General features: G+C 56.8%; 14 protein-coding genes. 10 read left to right on the forward strand and 4 right to left on the reverse strand.

Annotation, left to right across the window (positions count from 1 at the left end; translation table 11 throughout):
• Positions 1-80: 80 nt before the first annotated feature.
• The 3 genes from rpsU to rpoD all read left to right on the forward strand — a co-directional run bounded on the left by rpsU (position 81) and on the right by rpoD (position 4,952).
• On the forward strand, positions 81-293 hold the full coding sequence (gene rpsU / locus CHR62_RS04685) for a 30S ribosomal protein S21 (protein ID WP_093971288.1): 213 nt from the start codon (positions 81-83) through the stop codon (positions 291-293).
• Positions 290-2,332: a DNA primase gene (gene dnaG, locus CHR62_RS04690; protein ID WP_123660155.1), complete on the forward strand. Its 2,043-nt coding sequence runs from the start codon at positions 290-292 to the stop codon at positions 2,330-2,332. Before rpsU ends, dnaG begins: the two co-directional genes overlap by 4 nt.
• A 388-nt stretch (positions 2,333-2,720) precedes the next feature.
• The gene (gene rpoD, locus CHR62_RS04695) at positions 2,721-4,952 is read left to right on the forward strand and encodes an RNA polymerase sigma factor RpoD (RefSeq protein WP_093971286.1); all 2,232 of its coding nucleotides are present in this window, start codon (positions 2,721-2,723) and stop codon (positions 4,950-4,952) included.
• 78 nt (positions 4,953-5,030) lie between these two features.
• Here rpoD and CHR62_RS04700 read toward each other — a convergent pair whose 3' ends face one another.
• Positions 5,031-6,563, reverse strand: a complete 1,533-nt coding sequence (locus CHR62_RS04700; RefSeq protein WP_123660156.1) for an MDR family MFS transporter — start codon at positions 6,561-6,563, stop codon at positions 5,031-5,033.
• Positions 6,564-6,712: 149 nt separating this feature from the next.
• Here CHR62_RS04700 and CHR62_RS04705 point away from each other — a divergent pair, with 149 nt between their 5' ends.
• The 5 genes from CHR62_RS04705 (at position 6,713) to CHR62_RS04725 (ending at position 11,356) form a co-directional block, all read left to right on the forward strand.
• On the forward strand, positions 6,713-7,933 hold the full coding sequence (locus CHR62_RS04705; protein WP_123660157.1) for an ABC transporter substrate-binding protein: 1,221 nt from the start codon (positions 6,713-6,715) through the stop codon (positions 7,931-7,933).
• 91 nt (positions 7,934-8,024) lie between these two features.
• Positions 8,025-8,894: a branched-chain amino acid ABC transporter permease gene (locus CHR62_RS04710; RefSeq protein ID WP_093971283.1), complete on the forward strand. Its 870-nt coding sequence runs from the start codon at positions 8,025-8,027 to the stop codon at positions 8,892-8,894.
• Entirely contained in the window at positions 8,891-9,910 is a 1,020-nt protein-coding gene (locus CHR62_RS04715) for a branched-chain amino acid ABC transporter permease (protein WP_093971282.1), read from the forward strand. The genes CHR62_RS04710 and CHR62_RS04715 overlap by 4 nt, the downstream gene beginning before the upstream one ends.
• Complete coding sequence (locus CHR62_RS04720; RefSeq protein WP_123660158.1) at positions 9,907-10,641, forward strand: ABC transporter ATP-binding protein; 735 nt, start codon at positions 9,907-9,909, stop codon at positions 10,639-10,641. Before CHR62_RS04715 ends, CHR62_RS04720 begins: the two co-directional genes overlap by 4 nt.
• Positions 10,631-11,356 (forward strand): ABC transporter ATP-binding protein, encoded by a 726-nt coding sequence (locus CHR62_RS04725; protein ID WP_199722887.1) that lies wholly within the window; start codon positions 10,631-10,633, stop codon positions 11,354-11,356. The genes CHR62_RS04720 and CHR62_RS04725 overlap by 11 nt, the downstream gene beginning before the upstream one ends.
• 68 nt (positions 11,357-11,424) lie before the next feature.
• On the opposite strand, the gene CHR62_RS04730 is transcribed toward CHR62_RS04725, so the two are convergent.
• The 3 genes from CHR62_RS04730 to CHR62_RS04740 form a co-directional block, all read right to left on the reverse strand.
• Positions 11,425-11,664, reverse strand: coding sequence for a DUF3820 family protein (locus CHR62_RS04730; RefSeq protein ID WP_123660159.1), 240 nt, complete (start codon positions 11,662-11,664; stop codon positions 11,425-11,427).
• 2 nt (positions 11,665-11,666) lie between these two features.
• On the reverse strand, positions 11,667-12,689 hold the full coding sequence (locus CHR62_RS04735; protein WP_123660160.1) for an LLM class flavin-dependent oxidoreductase: 1,023 nt from the start codon (positions 12,687-12,689) through the stop codon (positions 11,667-11,669).
• A 79-nt stretch (positions 12,690-12,768) separates the two neighbouring features.
• Positions 12,769-13,329 (reverse strand): thermonuclease family protein, encoded by a 561-nt coding sequence (locus tag CHR62_RS04740; protein WP_123660161.1) that lies wholly within the window; start codon positions 13,327-13,329, stop codon positions 12,769-12,771.
• A gap of 144 nt (positions 13,330-13,473) precedes the next feature.
• Here CHR62_RS04740 and phrB point away from each other — a divergent pair, with 144 nt between their 5' ends.
• Together phrB and CHR62_RS04750 are read left to right on the forward strand one after the other, a co-directional pair.
• Entirely contained in the window at positions 13,474-14,916 is a 1,443-nt protein-coding gene (phrB, locus tag CHR62_RS04745; RefSeq protein WP_093971277.1) for a deoxyribodipyrimidine photo-lyase, read from the forward strand.
• 70 nt (positions 14,917-14,986) lie between these two features.
• Positions 14,987-17,581, forward strand: a complete 2,595-nt coding sequence (locus CHR62_RS04750) for a PAS domain-containing hybrid sensor histidine kinase/response regulator (RefSeq protein WP_123660162.1) — start codon at positions 14,987-14,989, stop codon at positions 17,579-17,581.
• Position 17,582: the final 1 nt, after the last annotated feature.

Below are 17,582 nucleotides of genomic sequence, written 5' to 3' on the forward strand. Positions count from 1 at the left end.
GTTGCAGCTTAAAATTACAGTTTTTTGGCTGATTTAGCCCACTTTATTTAACCTAACCAACCAGAAGGCTACCGAAATACATGCCTACCGTTCGTCTTAAAGAAAACGAGCCCTTTGAAGCCGCTCTGCGTCGCTTCAAGCGCACTATTGAAAAAAACGGTCTTTTGACCGAACTGCGTTCGCGCGAATTCTATGAAAAGCCTACAGCCGAGCGCAAGCGTAAGCACGCCGCCGCTGTCAAGCGCCACTACAAGCGTATTCGCAGCCAGCAACTGCCTCCCCGTCTGTATTGATCCCCGAGTCTTTTGTACAAGACTTACTCGCCCGGGTTGATATAGTCGACGTTGTCGGGCGGTATGTGCAGTTGCGTAAAGGTGGGGCCAACTTGCTTGGCCTCTGTCCTTTTCACAACGAAAAATCCCCATCTTTTACCGTCAGCCCCACCAAGCAGTTTTATCATTGCTTTGGGTGCGGCGCGCACGGCACAGCCATTTCCTTTCTTATCGAGCATACCGGGGCCAGCTTCCCTGAAGCCGTGCGTTCGTTGGCGGCAAACGTCGGGCTGGTGGTGCCTGAAGCCCAGCGCTCACCTCAGGCGCAAGCCGCGTCGCGTCGTCGCAAAGAAGAGGTTTCACGACATCAGCAGTTGCTTGATACGGCACAACAGCATTATCTGAAGCTGCTTAAAGCCACGCCTGCAGCCACCGATTACCTGAAAAAGCGGGGGCTTACCGGCGAAATTGCCGCGCGCTTCGGGTTGGGCTGGTCAGGTACCGATCGGCGTGGTTTGGCCCAGGTCTTTTCCCATTATGAGGACCCGTTGCTGGTTGAAGCCGGCTTGGTTATCGAGGCCGAAGACGGCCGTCGTTACGATCGTTTTCGCGAAAGGGTCATGTTCCCCATTCGTAATGCGCGGGGCAATCTTATCGGTTTTGGCGGTCGCGTCATCGGTAAGGGCGAGCCCAAGTACCTCAACTCGCCCGACACGCCCATTTTTTCCAAGGGGCAAGAGCTCTATGGGTTGTGGGAGGGGCGTACAGGCATTCGGGCAGAGGGTTGCGTGCTCGTGGTCGAGGGGTATATGGATGTCGTGGGTCTGGCGCAGTTGGGGCTCGAAAATGCCGTGGCTACACTGGGCACGTCCACTACGCCTCAGCATGTGCAAAAGTTGTTGCGTGCCAGCGATCGCATCATTTTCAGCTTTGATGGCGACAAAGCCGGGCGTCGCGCGGCATGGCGTGCACTGCAAAACTGTTTGCCGCTGCTACGCGATGACATCTCCATTCGATTCTTGTTCTTGCCCGATGACCACGACCCCGACTCGTTCGTGCGTGCCAATGGCGCCGAAGCGTTTCGCGAGTTAATGGCAGGCGCGCCGGCCTTGTCCAGCTTCATGCTCGAAGAGCTGGCGTCTCGACACAACATGACCGAGCCCGAAGGCCGGGCCGCGTGTGTGCACGAGGCCAAGCCTTTGCTTGGGCAACTGCCTGCAGGCACGACCGTGCGCTTGCAGATCGAACGTGAGTTTGCGCGTCGCGTATTAATGACCCCGGAAGAATTGACGGCCTTGCTTGATGCTGCGCGTCCGGATGTCGTCGAGCCTGGCGTTCAGGCTGCAGGTGCGCCGTCTGGCGTTGTCAGGCAGGGTGGTGACAATGATTTTGGGTCTGTGCCATTGTCCGAGGATGGCTGGGTTCCCGATTTCGAGCCTGCCGGCTACGGTGAGCCGCCGGGTTGGGCGTTTGATGACGCACCGGCCTTTACGGTAGCGCAGTCGGGTAGCGCAAGGCAGACCGATGCAGGCAAGCCGTCGCAACGCGCTCCGTTTGCCGGCTCAAAGCGTCAGTCATTCGGGCAGCAGGGCCGTTCGCCGCTCAAGCGTCAGCGGCCTGGCATTGCCGGAGGGGGTAACCGTAGCGTTACCTCGATGGCCAAGCGTCTGTTGCGCTTGTTGCTTGCTCACCCCGAGCTTGCCGACACGCTGGGCGACCAGCAGCTTGAAACTTTGGCGCGCGGCCCTCATCTAAGTCTTGTAAGAGACCTGATTGCTTTAATCAGTGCGACCGGTGCCCGGCATGTGGGTGCGCTGCTTGAGGCGGCCGACCCCGATTCTGATCTGGCAGCGGTTTTGTCAGATTTGACTACCGATGTGTTGGGGCACGACGATTTGCCCGACCCGGTAGCGGAGTGGCACGACGCCATGCACAAAGTTGAACTCGATGTTATCAAGACCGAGCAATTGCAGCTGGTGGCGGCAGGGCTGAAAGATGATTCAGCCCGCGAGCGCTACCAGTTGTTGGCGCGCCGCTTGGCGCAGTTGACCCAAGCTTGATAGGCAGAAAATTTACTGTGTAAAAAGACTTAACTGCTGTAAAATAAAAGGTTTTATATCGTCTTTATTGGTTTGATACGGACAAGGCAAAGGGTGGGGCGGTTTTTTGCGTGCCGAGTGTTTTTACGCCGGCAAAGCAGCAAAGTTCGTCCTTTAACCTAAGCCTTGCGGCCCACGCAAAATGCGGGGCGGTTTGTTGTCAGGCTGGTTGGCGGCTGGTGGCCCATTGCACCCTGTAACCCATAAGCTGGTCAGGGCATTTATCTTAAGGCACCGGCGTCTGCAACCCGCAGTCAACAACGCTGCATCACGGCAGTAAAGACACTAGTTTGCCCTTGCATTACTCGCCGGCCTTTGCCCGCGGGTTTTTGCACTTACGGAAGCGACCATGACCAAAGCGACTGATACGACCCCTAAAGCGGCAGAGCTGGAAACTGCCGGCAAAACCAAAACGTTGGCGGCCACCAAAAGCGCAAGCAAAACAGCCGTAACGCCAGGGGCTGTCAAGAAGGCGGCCAAAAAAACCGCAGCCCGCAAAACAGCGGCCAAAGCGGCAGACATCGACATTGACGACGATTTCGAAGTGTCGGCCGAGCCTAAAAAGCGCAAGGCGCGTACCCCTACCGGGCGTCGTCCTGGTCGTCCGGCCAAAGCTGCCAACAACGACAGCTCGCCGTTCGACGATGGCGACATCGATATCGAAGCCGAGGTCATCCCTGAGCTCAAGCCCATTGCCAAGCGCGGCGGCAAGCGCGGCAAGGGAGACAAAGATGTGCCTGCACGCAGCCAGCTGACCCCCGAAGAACAGGAAGCCCGTCGTAATCGCCTCAAGGTCCTTATCAAGCTCGGTAAAGAGCGTGGTTACCTTACGTACGGCGAGATCAACGATCACTTGCCTGACGATCTGGTCGATGCCGAAGCCATTGACGGTATCATCAGCACGTTCAGCGACATGGGCATCTCGGTCTACGACCAGGCGCCCGACGCCGAATCACTGCTGCTCAACGACAACGCACCGGTCGCTTCCAGCGATGACGATGTCGAAGACGAAGCCGAAGCTGCCCTGACGACGGTTGATTCCGATTTTGGTCGTACCACCGACCCGGTGCGTATGTACATGCGCGAAATGGGAACCGTCGAGCTCCTGACACGTGAAGGCGAAATCGAGATCGCCAAGCGTATCGAAGATGGCCTCAAACACATGGTCATGGCCATTGCGGCGTGTCCCACCACCGTCAACGAAATCCTCAACCACGTGCAGCGCGTGCGCGACGGCCAGGCTCAAATCGACGAAGTCGTCGACGGTCTGATCGATGAAGAGGGCGAGGAGTATGCTGGCGCCGGTGTATCGGTTGACTCCGATGAAGACGACGGTCCGGCCGGCGGCATGAGCAGCAAACAGCTCGAGCACCTTCGCACCAAGTCAATGAAGAAATTCGATGCGGTCGCACAATGGTTCGAAAAAATGCGCCGCGCCTTCGAATCCGAGGGCTACCACGCCGAAAGCTACAAAGAAGCGCAAGAAGCTATTCTGACTGAGCTGATGGGCATTCGCTTTACGGCAAAAATGGTCGAAAAACTGGCCGACACTCTGCGCGATCAGGTTGCTCAGGTGCGTAAGCTCGAACGCGAAATCCTGTCGATCTGCGTCGAGCGCGCCGGTATGCCGCGCGCCTATTTCATTAAAGTGTTCCCGGGCAACGAAACCAACCTCGAATGGGTACTGGGTGAAGTCGCCGCTGGGCACGAGTATTCCGAAACGCTCGAGCGTCACGTGCCTGCGGTGCAAGAAACTCAGCAAAAGCTCATCGATTTGCAGTCCAGCGTTGTCTTGCCGCTTAAAGACCTTAAAGATGTCAACAAGCGCATGGCAACGGGCGAAGCTAAGGCACGCAAGGCCAAGCGCGAAATGACCGAGGCCAACCTGCGTCTGGTTATTTCTATCGCCAAAAAATACACCAACCGCGGTTTGCAGTTCCTTGATCTTATCCAGGAAGGCAATATCGGCCTGATGAAGGCCGTCGATAAGTTCGAGTACCGTCGTGGCTACAAGTTTTCAACGTATGCCACGTGGTGGATTCGTCAGGCCATTACGCGTTCTATTGCCGACCAGGCCCGCACCATTCGTATTCCGGTTCACATGATTGAAACCATCAACAAAATGAACCGGATCAACCGCCAAATTCTTCAGGAAACGGGTGCCGAGCCCGATCCGGCAACGTTAGCGCAAAAAATGGATATGCCTGAAGATAAGGTGCGCAAGATCCTGAAAATCGCCAAAGAGCCGATTTCCATGGAAACGCCTATCGGTGACGATGACGATTCTCACTTGGGTGATTTCATCGAAGACTTGGCTAACTTGTCACCATCCGAGTCGGCGTTGCAGGGTTCGATGCGCGACGTGGTCAAAGAGGTCCTCGATTCCCTGACACCGCGCGAAGCCAAGGTCCTGCGCATGCGTTTCGGTATCGAAATGAGCACCGATCAAACCCTTGAAGAGGTGGGCAAACAGTTCGATGTCACGCGTGAGCGTATTCGTCAGATTGAAGCCAAGGCCCTGCGCAAGTTGCGTCACCCCAGCCGTGCTGACAAGCTGAAAAGTTTCCTCGAAAGCCAGTAAGCATAGCCAGTAAGTAAGTAAAAAAGCCCCGCCAAGCAGCGGGGCTTTTTTTATGCGCGAAGGCGACGGTAACCTGGGTCAGGCCGAGGGGCGCTTTTCGCTGAGTGCGCGTTCAGGGATGCGCAAACAGAGGATGACTGAGATCGCGGCAATCAGGGCGCTGATCAGAAAGGTGTGGCGAAAAGCCTTTTCGCCCGAGCTCATCAAAACGGCGCGTGCGGCGTCGCTGAGTGGGGGGAGTTGCCCTTCAATCATTTGTCGTACGGTTTCCGCACTCGAGAGTTCGGTCAGGGTAGCGGGCATATAAGACTGAAGCAGAGCGAACAAGGCGGCGGTCAGAATGGCGATACCTACCGCAGCACCCACCGAGCGACTGAAAGAGGCAAGACCGGTGGTCACGCCGATATGACGCTGGGCTACGGCATTTTGCGCAGCAACCGTCGAAGTGGGCAATTGCAGACCGATGCCGATGCCGGCCAAGGTAGTGAACAGAATCACCCAGCCGGTTGCGGTGGGGTCAGTGTACGCAGTAAGCGCCATGCTAACAGGCACCATCGAGGCGCCGACAAGCTGGATATTTCGGTATTGTCCCAACCGCGCCATCAAAGTGCCGCCAATATAGGCGCCCGCCGGAATCGCGACAGACAAAGGGACAAGTTGCAGGGCGGCACGGTCTGCGCCTGCGGCAGTGAGCATCTGCAAACGCAGGGGTATCAGGATGGTCAGCGCAATGAGTTCGATAAACGCAATAAACAGCAAGACGCATGACGCCGCGACGATGGGGTTAGCCAATAGTACGAGGGGGATGATCGGCTCGGCAGCGCGCTTTTCTTGCCAGACAAACGCTGCCATGAATACGACGGCTATCGCAGCCAGCGTTACGTTGTAGCTGTCGAGTATGTGAGTGCCGTGGCCGACCCGACTGATAGCGATCAGGAGTGTGGTCAGCCCAGCCGTCAGCAATAACGCACCACCCACATCGACGGAGCGCTTGATGCTGGGTCGAGACAGGCGCACCAGGGTGCGTTGAGAAATCATGTAGGCCGCCAGGCCAATAGGCAGGTTGACCCAGAAAATCCAGTGCCATGACAGGTACTCGGTGAGCAGTCCGCCCGCAATCGGCCCGGCCACGCTGGCAATGGCAAAGCTGACACTGATGTAGCCCTGATACCGGCCGCGCTCGCGCGGCGAGACAATGTCGGCGATGATGGCTTGCGAGACCGACAGCAGTCCGCCGCCGCCGATGCCTTGGAGGATGCGAGCGCCTATCATCATGGGCATGGAGCTGGCCATTGCGCATAGAACCGATGCGCCCAGAAAGATAATGATGGCGCTGGAAAGCATGGCACGTCGGCCGTAAAGGTCACCCAGTTTGCCATAGATAGGGGTCGAGACAGCGACGGCGATCAGGTATGCCGAGACGACCCAGGCCAGCCACTGAACACCTTGCAAGTCGGCCGCCATGCGGGGCAGGGCGACGGCGACAATGGTTTGCTCCAGCCCCCCCAGAATGATGGCGACCATGAGTCCGGCCACGACCTTACGTATTTCGCGGTCGGTCAGGGTTGTGGATTGGCTTGCGGCAGGCGGTGAGCTGGGTGTTACAGACATTTCTAGGGTTTCCCCCGGTAGAGTTGATCAGGCAACTCGGATAATATCATCCCACAATTCCATAATTAAATTGCCGTTTCACTTATAAAACAAGTTGATCTATCAACAAAATTTTAGCGGTTCAAATTTATCCACCACGGGAGCAATGTATGAACATGAAAATTTCACGCCGGTCCTTGATCAAGTCGGCCGGTGTTGCGGTTGGTTTGGGTGCTATGCCCATGCGGTTCAGTTGGGCAAACGCCCCGACCAAAGTTGGGGTCATTTTGCCTACCAGCGGCGTATATGCGTTTCCGGGGCAGGCATCGCGTCGTGGCGTTGAGTTCGGCGACCAAATTAATAAAGAGCGTAACGGCCCGCCGATGGAGTTTATTTATGCCGACACCGAGTCAAAGCCTGAAAACGGCCGTGTGGCGGCCGAGAAGCTGATTCGTGACGGATGTACCGTGCTGATTGGAGCCTGGGATGCGGCCGCCACGATTTCCGCCGCGCAGGCTGTTGAAGCAGCTAAAGTGCCGCTGGTCATCAATGTGGCCTCTGCTCCTCAAATTACCGAGCAAGGCTTCACCCAGATTTTCCGTAATTTCACCCCGGCAACACAGCTGGTTTCCAATGCGGTCGAGCGTATCCGCGAGCTGACCGCGTCGACCGGCAAGCCGCCCAAGAATGCGGTGGTTTTGTACGTCAACGACACCTTTGGCCAGTCGGCACTTAAAGCCATGCAGGCCGAATGGGCACGTACGAACATGCCGATTGAAATTCTGGACACCATCGGCTACGACGTTCGGGCCAAAGACCTGTCGGTTGAGGTGGCCAAGGCCAAGGCCACCGGCGCTCAGCTGTTGTTGCCTATCACCCGTGTCAACGACGCCATCATGATTGTGCGCGAAATGGTCAAGCAAGATTACAACCCCATGGCCATTATTGGTCCGGGCAGCCCAGGGCCTTACGAGAAATCGTTTACCGACGCGCTGGGCAAGTATGGTGACGATTACATGGTGTGTGTGCCTTGGTTGAACGTCAAGAATCCTCGTGCTGTCGCGCTGGCCGAGCGGTTTGAGCGTCAGGTCAAGGGCAGTCGGTTCGAGCTGAATGTCGGGTTCTCGTACGAGGCGGTTGAAATCGTGGCCAATGCGTTAAGCCGCGCCAAGTCAAGCGATCCCGCGGCCATTCATGCGGCGCTAAAAGCCACCAATATCACCGATCACGTTATGTTCGGCGGCCCCATCCAGTTCAACGAAAAGGGTCAGAACCCGAATATTGGTGTGGCCCTGTTGCAAAACAAGCGGGGCACACCAACAGTGGTCGGGCCTAAAGACCTGGCGGTTGCCGAGCCGATTTACCCGATGCGCCCCTTCGACGATCGTTGATCGGGTCGGTACGGTTCGCATGGCGGGCCCGGCCTAATACCCCGGGCCCGTCGTGACTATGGGTTTGATGATCAATCCTTAAGGTTTTTTTATGCTTTCTTTATACGCCAATGTAGTTGCAGGCGGCGTTCTCATCGGCATTATCTATGCGCTCATCGCATTAGGGCTGACGATCATGTTCGGCGTGATGCGTGTCGTGAATTTTGCTCACGGGGAACTGGTGGTGCTGGGCATGTATCTGGGCTACCTGATTTGGTCGGTGCTGGATATTACGCCGGTGATGGCAGTGCCCATTTCAGCGGTGGTCATGTTTTGTTTTGGCTATGTGTTGCAGGCCGGGCTGGTTAATCGCTTCATCCGTCGCCCGCACCATGCCCAGTTCATTTTGTTTATCGGGTTGGCCCTTGTTATCACCGGCGTTCATATGCTGGTGTTTGGCCCCGACGCCCGCTCTATTGCAGACCCTTCCAGTTTTGATACGTACAAATTTGCCGGCTTACGTCTGGATGCGGTCCGTGTGTATGGCGCTGCGGTAGCGTTGGTCATGATTGTGCTGCTGCTGGTGTTTTTGCGCTATTCGACCACCGGGGCTTCCATCAGGGCTGCGGCTGATAACCAGGTGGGTGCGGCCGCTATTGGTTTGCGTGTCAATCGTTTGTATGCGGTTACTGCCGGCATTGGCGTGGCCTGTGCGGGCGTCGCGGGGACGCTGATTTCGCCGGTATTTGACACTCAGCCCTATCTGGCGGGCGAGCTCACGCTTTTGGCGTTCATTATCGTTATTGTGGGCGGCTTGGGCAGCCTCATGGGCGCACTGGTCGGCGGTATTTTGATCGGCGTTTCCGAAAGCCTGGCCGCACTGCTGATCAACCCAGCCATGAAATCAATGATTTCTTACGGGCTGATGATTCTGGTCCTGTTGCTGCGTCCTCAGGGGCTGTTCGGGGAGAAGCAACGATGAATAAAGAAACGGTAAAGCTTTGGACGTCTTTGTCCATTGCCTTTTTTGTGATCATGGCTCTGTTGCCGTCGTTCACGTCCGACTCTTTGATTGCGGTACTGACGCTAGTCATGATGTTTGCCTTTTTCGGCCAAGCCTGGAACCTGATGATGGGGTATGTGGGGCAGTTGTCGCTGGGGCATGGCCTGTACATTGGTCTGGGGGCCTACGTATGCGCTATTTCGGTGGGTTCATTTGGCTTGTCGCCGTGGGTGGGTATCGTCATCGGCGCGTGCATCAGCGCTGTTGTCGGGGCTTGCATCGCTTGGTTAGGGTTTCGTTTTGCGGTCAAGGGCATTTATTTCACTTTGCTGACCATTGCCTTTGCCGAACTAGGGCGCCTGACATTCGAGAACTGGTCTTTTGTCGGGGGCTCAGCGGGTTACTTTTTGTCTGTACCCGAAGAAACTAACCCATTGCTTAATCTGCGTGGCGGTACAACGTTTTTCTATTTTTGCTTTTTGGTTTTGACCGGCCTGGCGTTTCTGGCCTGTGCGTTATTGGCACGCTCCCGCCTGGGGTACTTTTGGCGCGCCATCCGCGAAGACGAGGACGCGGCGCGCGCGATAGGGGTCAAGGCCTTCAGCCTGAAAATTCTGGCCGTCATGATCAGTGCCGCCATGACCAGCGTGGGCGGTTCGTTTTACGCCTTGCTTAGCGGTAGCCTGTTTCCAGACACCATCATGGGCATGCGGTTTTCGATCGAGGTCATTATTGCGCCCATCATTGGCGGCATTGGGACGTTGTTCGGGCCTATCGTCGGTGCTTTTTTCGTCATTCCCATTAACGAATTTTCCAACCATGCGGCTCAGTCCATGGGCGTGTTTGGGCTCAATATTCTGATTTATGGGGTGTTGATTCTGGCGGTCATCATCTTTTTGCCCGACGGGATCTGGCCACCGATTGCTCGCCGCATCGAACGTTGCTACAAGCGTCGTCATGACGAGGCACAGGTATTGAAGAAGGTTGAGTCATGACACAAGCATTGCTTCAGGTTAAAGATATCACTAAGCGCTATGCCGGCTTGATAGCAGTCAGCCATGTCAGTTTCGACGTTCCCCACGGTAGCATCATGGGGTTGATTGGCCCCAACGGGGCCGGAAAGACGACGTGTTTTCAAATGATTGCCGGCGCGGTAGCGCCTACCGAGGGCGAAGTCTTTTTTGATGGGCGGCGTCTTACCGGACTTGATCCGGAAGACATTTGCGCCTTGGGTGTGGCACGGACGTTCCAGGTGGTGCGGCCATTGCAAGACATGACCGTACTCGAAAACGCCATGGTTGGCGCGCTGTTGCGTACGCCTACCATGGGCCAGGCTCGCGACCTTGCCGCAGCAACGCTCGACAAAGTGGGGCTGGGGCCTAAGAAAGACATCAAGGCCATGCATTTAACGTTGCCCGACCGAAAAATGCTTGAGTTGGCCAAGGCATTGGCAACTCGGCCACGCCTGTTGCTGCTTGACGAGGTCATGGCCGGGTTGCGACCCACAGAGGCCGACGAAATTATCGCTGTCTTACGTGCCCTGAACCAAGAAGGGCTGACGATTGTGCTGGTTGAACATGTCATGCGTATTTTGATGTCGATTGCAGACCATGTGGCTGTGCTGCATCACGGCGAACTGATCACGCAGGGCACGCCTGACGCCGTTACGCAAGATCCGCGCGTCATTGAAAGTTATTTGGGAAAGGGGGCAAAGCATGGCCACTAACACGGCACCCCTGCTGGATATTCGCGATTTGCGCGTCAGTTACGGCGAGGCCGAGGCTCTGGCAGGCGTCAGTTTTCATATTAACCGGGGCGAAATCGTTTCTATCGTCGGGGCAAACGGGGCGGGTAAAACAACCTTGATCCGGGCGATTGCGGGAATGATTCCCGCAACGAGCGGGCAGGTCGATTTCGAAGGTCGGCCTATTCTCGGGCTCGACAGTACGCAGGTGTGCGAGCTCGGTATTGCACAGGTACCCGAAGGGCGTCAGATTTTTCCGAGCTTGAGCGTTGAAGAGAACCTGCGCTTAGGGGCGACATTGCGCCGTTCGCGCGCCGGCCGTCAAAACAATATTGATCGTGTATACAACACGTTTCCACGACTGGCAGAACGCAAGACGCAAAAGGCAGGTACGTTGTCGGGTGGCGAGCAGCAGATGCTGGCTATCGGACGTGCGCTTATGGCCAACCCCATGCTGGTTATGTTCGATGAGCCCTCGTTAGGGCTGTCTCCGTTGCTGACCGAAGAGATGTTTGATGTTGTTCGCAGTCTGCATGCGAACGGCCTGAGTGTGCTGCTGGTTGAGCAGAATGTTGTCGAGTCGCTGGAATTGTGTGATCGGGCTTATGTCCTTGAAACGGGGGCCATGGTGCTTGAGGGTGCAGGCGAGGCATTGCTTCAAGACGACCGTGTCCGACAGGCGTATCTGGGGCTTTGATCGTTATCGGTTTTTAGGGGTGAGGCTGTCAGGCGCAGAGACAATGCGTGCGCTTGGCAGCTTCTTTTTTAAGACCTGGGCGAAGGCTTGGCTTGCTGGCGTGAGCGTAGCGGGTTCAGCAGGGGCTTGAGCCCGTTGTGGTCCATTTCTTGTAATAAGGCCAACAGCCGCCCGATTTCTCCAGGGGGGAAACCGGCGCGCGCAAACCAGTTCAAGTAGTGACCGGGCAAGTCGGCCAATATCCGCCCCTTGTATTTGCCAAAGGGCATAGTCCAGCTCACCAGCTTTTCAAGGTCTTCCGGGCTCATGACTAGGCGGGTTGGCCTGCTGCGGCGTGTGTTGTTTCATTTAGTGCCGTCATGATCTCTGCGATTTGCTGATAGGAACGAAGCCGGCGTTCGTGGTCGTAGACGTCTGAGACGATGATCAACTCGTCGGCTTTTGTTTGCGACAGCAATGTCTTGATGCCTTCGCGGACGGTATCTGGCGAACCAATAATTGAGCAAGCCAGCATACGCTGTGCCTGCCGCTTTTCTTCGATGCTCCAGTACGTGTCGATATCGTCGATGGGGGCTTTGCTGAGCCCGCGATCGCCGCGCAACAGGTGGGTAATCGACATCTGCTGGGTAGTGGCCAGTCGCTGCGCTTCGTGGTCGGTGTCGGCCACAATAATATTGACGCCGACTATGGCGTAGGGTGTCTTCTGTTGTTCAGACGGCGTAAAACGGGAGCGGTAGGTTTCAAGGGCGGTGTAAAGGTAGTCGGGGGCGAAGTGAGAGGCAAACGCATAAGGTAGGCCGAACTGGCCGGCCAGTGCCGCCCCAAACGTGCTGGAGCCCAGAATGTAAAGCGGGACATTGCTGTCGGCGCCCGGAATGGCGCGGATGCGCTGGCCTGGTTCGATTGGCCCCAGCAGGGCCTGCAGCTCAAGAACATCTTGTGGGAAGCTGTCTGCGCTGCCTGGGTGGCGGCGCAATGCGCGTAAAGTCAGTTGGTCGGTGCCTGGGGCGCGGCCCAGGCCCAAGTCAATGCGCCCGGGGTACAAGGCGTCAAGAGTACCGAATTGCTCTGCAACAACCAACGGCGAATGATTGGGCAGCATGATGCCGCCCGAACCGACACGAATTTTTGAGGTGCCTGCAGCCACATGACAAATAGCCACTGAGGTGGCGGCGCTGGCGATGCCGGGCATATTGTGGTGTTCCGCCATCCAGAACCGGGTATAGCCCCAGTTTTCGGCCTGAGCAGCCAGGTCGCGAGCGTTGTCCAGCGATATTTTTGCATTGCCGTTTTCGCGGATGCGAACCAGGTCAAGTATTGAATATGCGGTCATGCGTGGTACCTCAGTAAGTGGGCCGAAGCGAAGTCGGGTTTGTTATGCATAAGGGTGGCAGGGGGGGAATAACCTGGTTTTATTGGTGGCGTTGTTCGCGCCGGTGCTCCCAGGGCGCGGTAGGCGCGCTGTCGTTCCAGAGCCCGATGCGGGCAGTTTGGGCGCGTTGCTGAACCGAGAGCAGTGTTTTGTCGCGCACGTATTGCGCATAGACCCAGGCTGCGCCCTCAGACACCATGGTTGTCGCCACATCTTTACCCGCGCAGCGGGCATCGGCCAACATCCGGTCGTACTGGTCGGTACCCGTCACCGTCAGCTCAACGGGTTCGCCCCGGCGGCACAGGTTGCGCAGCATGTCCCGCGATGCAATACCGTGCTTCTGGTCAAGTTCGGGGGCGTCGATTTGGTGCAGCCTGACCTTGACGCTGTTCTTTTGCCCCGGGCAGTTGGCTCGCAGGCTGTCGCCATCGTGAACGCTGCTGATGGTGCAGACAAGCGTATCGGGCGTTGCGGTCGAATCGGCGGAACCGTTCTGCGAGTATGCAAACCATGCGGCTGCCACCGCAGCAATAACAGCGCCAAGACGGGCCGGAGCACCCGTTATCTTGCCCTGTTTTTTGTGTCGCTTCCCGGAAAACATGACAATGTCTGAATCTAAATCTAAACCTCTAGTGTAACGGTTGTCTGCTGTGTGGCCGGCACTGGGCGGTTGTTACGTGGCATTATCGTTGCTTCCCGGTAATTTGATTGCGGCCGATTTTGGCCGTGAACGTGCAGGTGTTTTATGTCAGACAATATTTCGGTGTGCTGGTTCCGAACGGACCTTCGCGTGGCTGATCATGTAGCGTTGACGGCATCGATGTCGGCTGGGCCGACAGTAGGTGTCTACGTGGTTTCGCCGTCGCAATGGGCCAAGCACGACGATGCGCCCGTGAAAGTGGATTTTTGGCGCCGTGCGCTAAAGGCCTTGCATGCCGATCTTGCAGATCTGAACGTTCCGCTGGTGGGGCTATGTGTTCAAGAATGGGCTGATGTCCCGCAGGCGATGCTTGAGTTCTGTCAACAAATACAGGCGCATAATGTGTTTTGCAATCGCGAGTCTGGTGTTAATGAACGCCAGCGCGATCGGGCAACCTATCGTCTTTTGCAGGCGCATGGCATTGTCATGGAAGGCTTTGATGATGCCACTTTGCTTAAACCGGGTACGGTGCTGACGGGTGCAGGCGCGCCTTATCGCGTGTTTACACCGTTTGCCAAGGCATGTCGCGAACGGTTGCGAACCGCCATGCCGGTTGTTTTGCCTGCGCCTCGACGTCAGCCGATGGCCCCTGCGTCCATTTTGAGCTTCGAGCCGCCCGAAACGTTGATCGACCGCGCAGGTTACGGTGACTTGAGCACCCAAATGCGCGATCGTCTGGCAACGCTTTGGCCGGCGTCTGCCGATGCGGCGTACGACCGCCTGGCGAAGTTTGTCGAATCGAGCCTGTCGGTCTACCACGACCAGCGCGATTATCCAGCCATCGAGGGGGCCAGTAAGTTATCGCCCTATCTTGCCGCTGGGCTGCTGTCTCCCCGAACCTGTTTCGTTGCCGCAGCCCGCGCCAACCAGGGCGAGCTCGACTCTGGCGTCCGGGGGGCGTTGAGCTGGATGAACGAATTGCTTTGGCGCGAGTTTTACCGGCATCTGATGCAGGCCTATCCGCAATTGTCCATGTGCAAGCCGATGCGTCCCGAAACCGACAAGGTCGCCTGGCGTCAGGCGCCCGATGAGTTCGATCGTTGGGCTCAAGGTCGTACCGGCGTGCCTATTATCGATGCCGCGATGCGCCAGTTATTGGCTACTGGCTGGATGCACAATCGCCTGCGCATGATCGTTGCGATGTTTCTAACGAAAAATCTGCTGATTGACTGGCGGCAGGGCGAGGCTTTTTTTATGCGCCATCTAATCGACGGGGACTTTGCCTCCAACAATGGGGGGTGGCAATGGAGTGCGTCGACGGGGGCAGATGCTGCGCCTTACTTTAGGGTGTTCAATCCACTGAGTCAGTCTGAGAAATTCGATCCGGATGGTCGGTTTATCAGGCATTGGTTGCCCGAACTGGCCGACTTGCCCGCGCGCGAAATCCACGATCCGTCGCCAATTGCCCGCCGAGCCCGGGGCTACGTCGACATGATGGTTGACCTTAAAGCCACCCGGTTGCGCGCAATCGACGCCTTCAAAGTCTAAATTCACACGGCTCATTCTGGTGCCGTGTAATAGAATCCGCTTATATCTCTACCTATAAGCAGGGTTTTTAATGCCGTTGAACCGTTTGGCCGATCATGTGCCCGGGGTCTTGTATGAGTTCGTCATGTATCCCGATGGACGTATGGCGTTTCCTTATGCCAGCAGGGGGATGCGTGACATTTACGGTGTCAGCCCTGAAGAAGTGGTGGCCGATGCAAGTAAAGTGCTGGCGCTGCTGCACCCTGACGATTTACCGAGGGTTCGCGAAAGCATTCTGGCGTCGGCACGCACGCTTGAACTATGGCGGGCCGAGTATCGCGTTTGTTGCCCAGGGCAGCCTGTGCGTTGGGTCAGCGGCGAGTCTACGCCGCAGCGGCTCGCCGACGGCGCAACGCTATGGTACGGTTATATCTTCGATATTACGAGTCGAAAGCAGCAAGAGGCCACACTGGCCGAAATGCAGGCCAGTTTTCTGTTGACCATGGAAGCCTCGAATACGGGTCTGTGGCGATGGGACCTTCACACGAACGAGGTCAATTGGTCTGATGAGGCTTATAGTCAGCTGGGTTACGCGCCGCAGTCGTTTCCCATGACCCTCGAGGTGTTCAGGTCGCTCATGCATCCCGATGACGCACCCGAGGCCTTTTCACGTGTGGGGCCGCTAAAACATGTCAATCAAAGTTTTCAGGTCGGGTTTCGACTTAGAAACGCAGAGGGCGGCTGGACCTGGCTTGAGTCGCGCGGCAAGGTCACGGCTTACGACAATGAACAGCGACCCCTGATCATGTTGGGCACACACGTGCCCATAGACAGCACCATCGAGGCGCAGCATGCGGTCGAGCTGGTCAGGCAAGAGGCCGAGATGGCGAACCAGGCGAAATCGGTCTTCCTGGCACACCTCAGCCACGAAATACGCACACCACTCTCTGGGTTGATCGGTTTAAGTCAGATGGGCCTGCAGGCCACCGAGGTCACGACTCTTCACCAGACATTGCGTCAGATCAACCAGTCGTCCAGGCATTTGTTGACGTTGCTTAACAACGTGCTCGACATGTCAAAAATAGACGCCCAAAAACTGGATATTGCGTCGCGCCCGTTTTCACCCGCAAACGTCGTCAATGCGGTCGTGAGCTTGTTCAAGCCCCTTGCCGACGACAAGGGGCTTGACCTTAGGGTGTTTGCCGATGAGGTCACCCTGAACGTTTACGAAGGCGATGAATTGCGCCTGCGTCAGGTGTTGCAGAATTTGCTGAGCAATGCGCTGAAGTTCACGGCACGCGGGGGCGTTGAATTGCATGTCGATGTCGTGCGCCGGCAGGATGATACCGAGTGGTTGAAGTTCTCGGTGTCGGATACGGGGATAGGCGTTGCCGGTGGTCAGCACGACCGCTTGTTCAAGGCTTTTATTCAGGCTGACAGCACCATCAGTCGGGACTATGGCGGGTCTGGGCTTGGTTTGGCCATTTGTCAGCGCCTGGTAAGTGCCATGGGCGGGGACAACATTCATATCGACAGTCGTCCGGGTGAGGGTGCAACCTTCAGCTTTGTGTTGCCGTTGCGACGCGGTCAGTTGCCGTTGCCCGAACCTATCGACACAACTTTTGGTCAGTTGACAGCACGTGCGCTGGCGGGGCGGGTACTGCTCATCGAGGATGACCCGATCAGTCAGGAAATCGAGTCTGCACAGCTGGTTCAGTTTGGGTTGTCCGTCGTGTGTGCCGCTAGCGGGCCCGAGGCGTTGAAGCTGATCGACACTCAGGTCTTCGATGCAGTTATTTTGGATATTGGTTTACCGTATATCGACGGTTTTGCGGTTGCGCGCAGTATGCGCGCGCGAGGTCTGAGTGTGCCGGTGATTGCGCTGACGGCGGCTACAACGCAAAACGATCGTGTCCGCAGCGTGGCAGCGGGCTTTGACGCGTATTTGGTCAAGCCTGTTGAGTCGGCCGATTTATATGACACGCTGGCTCGCTGGTTGGGACACGGGGCGATCGACTTCGGGGGTTCAGGCCAGACGGCGGCAGTATCGCCGCCGCGCGATGATCATACCGATTACCTGCATGTCCAGGCCGCGATTGATGGTCTGATGGGGAACGCGACGCTGTATCGTAAATTGCTCGCCCAGTTTTCAGAGCAACTCGACCGACATTACGGTCGGCTGGTCACAATCTTGCTTGGGTTGGACGCCAAAAGCACCGCCGCGGAATTTGTCGTTGCGCAAAGCCTGGTGCATAGTTTAAAAGGTGTGGCGGGCAATCTTGCCCTGGAAGAGCTGGCCGTACTGGCCGGCGATATCGACCGGCACCTGAAACAGCGCAAGGTGCCTGCGCCGACGCTGATCGATTCTTTCGAAACCTTGCGGTTGCAGTTGTCGGACCAAATAGCCGCGTATCTCTCAGACCCAGCAGAGCCCGCTGAGTGGCAGCAGCTCAATACCGGGCCAATAGACACGCGGCCGCTTATGTTCAGGTTGCAGGCTTTGTCGGCCGCTATTGCGTCAAGCCAGTTTATCAGTGAGGAAACGTTGGCTGATATTGCCGCATGTTTGCCAACGACGTTGAGGCAAACCTTCTGGCCGCCACTTGAGTCGGCACTTGACGGGCTGGATTTTGATGCGGCGGCCGAAGCGTTGGCGGCCTTGCGTCGCGAGCTGGGAGCAGGGTAGC

Origin of the sequence: Pusillimonas sp. NJUB218, assembly GCF_003788685.1 — a bacterium.
Classification (GTDB): Bacteria; Pseudomonadota; Gammaproteobacteria; order Burkholderiales; family Burkholderiaceae_B; genus Neopusillimonas.

Bases quoted from the DNA above. Each gene is read 5' to 3' on its own strand.
- rpsU (WP_093971288.1), top strand. From the start codon at position 81: ATGCCTACCGTTCGTCTTAAAGAAAACGAGCCCTTTGAAGCCGCTCTG.
- rpoD (WP_093971286.1), top strand. From the start codon at position 2,721: ATGACCAAAGCGACTGATACGACCCCTAAAGCGGCAGAGCTGGAAACT.
- CHR62_RS04700 (WP_123660156.1), bottom strand. From the start codon at position 6,563: ATGTCTGTAACACCCAGCTCACCGCCTGCCGCAAGCCAATCCACAACC.
- CHR62_RS04705 (WP_123660157.1), top strand. From the start codon at position 6,713: ATGAACATGAAAATTTCACGCCGGTCCTTGATCAAGTCGGCCGGTGTT.
- CHR62_RS04710 (WP_093971283.1), top strand. From the start codon at position 8,025: ATGCTTTCTTTATACGCCAATGTAGTTGCAGGCGGCGTTCTCATCGGC.
- CHR62_RS04715 (WP_093971282.1), top strand. From the start codon at position 8,891: ATGAATAAAGAAACGGTAAAGCTTTGGACGTCTTTGTCCATTGCCTTT.
- CHR62_RS04720 (WP_123660158.1), top strand. From the start codon at position 9,907: ATGACACAAGCATTGCTTCAGGTTAAAGATATCACTAAGCGCTATGCC.
- CHR62_RS04725 (WP_199722887.1), top strand. From the start codon at position 10,631: ATGGCCACTAACACGGCACCCCTGCTGGATATTCGCGATTTGCGCGTC.
- CHR62_RS04730 (WP_123660159.1), bottom strand. From the start codon at position 11,664: ATGAGCCCGGAAGACCTTGAAAAGCTGGTGAGCTGGACTATGCCCTTT.
- CHR62_RS04735 (WP_123660160.1), bottom strand. From the start codon at position 12,689: ATGACCGCATATTCAATACTTGACCTGGTTCGCATCCGCGAAAACGGC.
- CHR62_RS04740 (WP_123660161.1), bottom strand. From the start codon at position 13,329: ATGTTTTCCGGGAAGCGACACAAAAAACAGGGCAAGATAACGGGTGCT.
- phrB (WP_093971277.1), top strand. From the start codon at position 13,474: ATGTCAGACAATATTTCGGTGTGCTGGTTCCGAACGGACCTTCGCGTG.
- CHR62_RS04750 (WP_123660162.1), top strand. From the start codon at position 14,987: ATGCCGTTGAACCGTTTGGCCGATCATGTGCCCGGGGTCTTGTATGAG.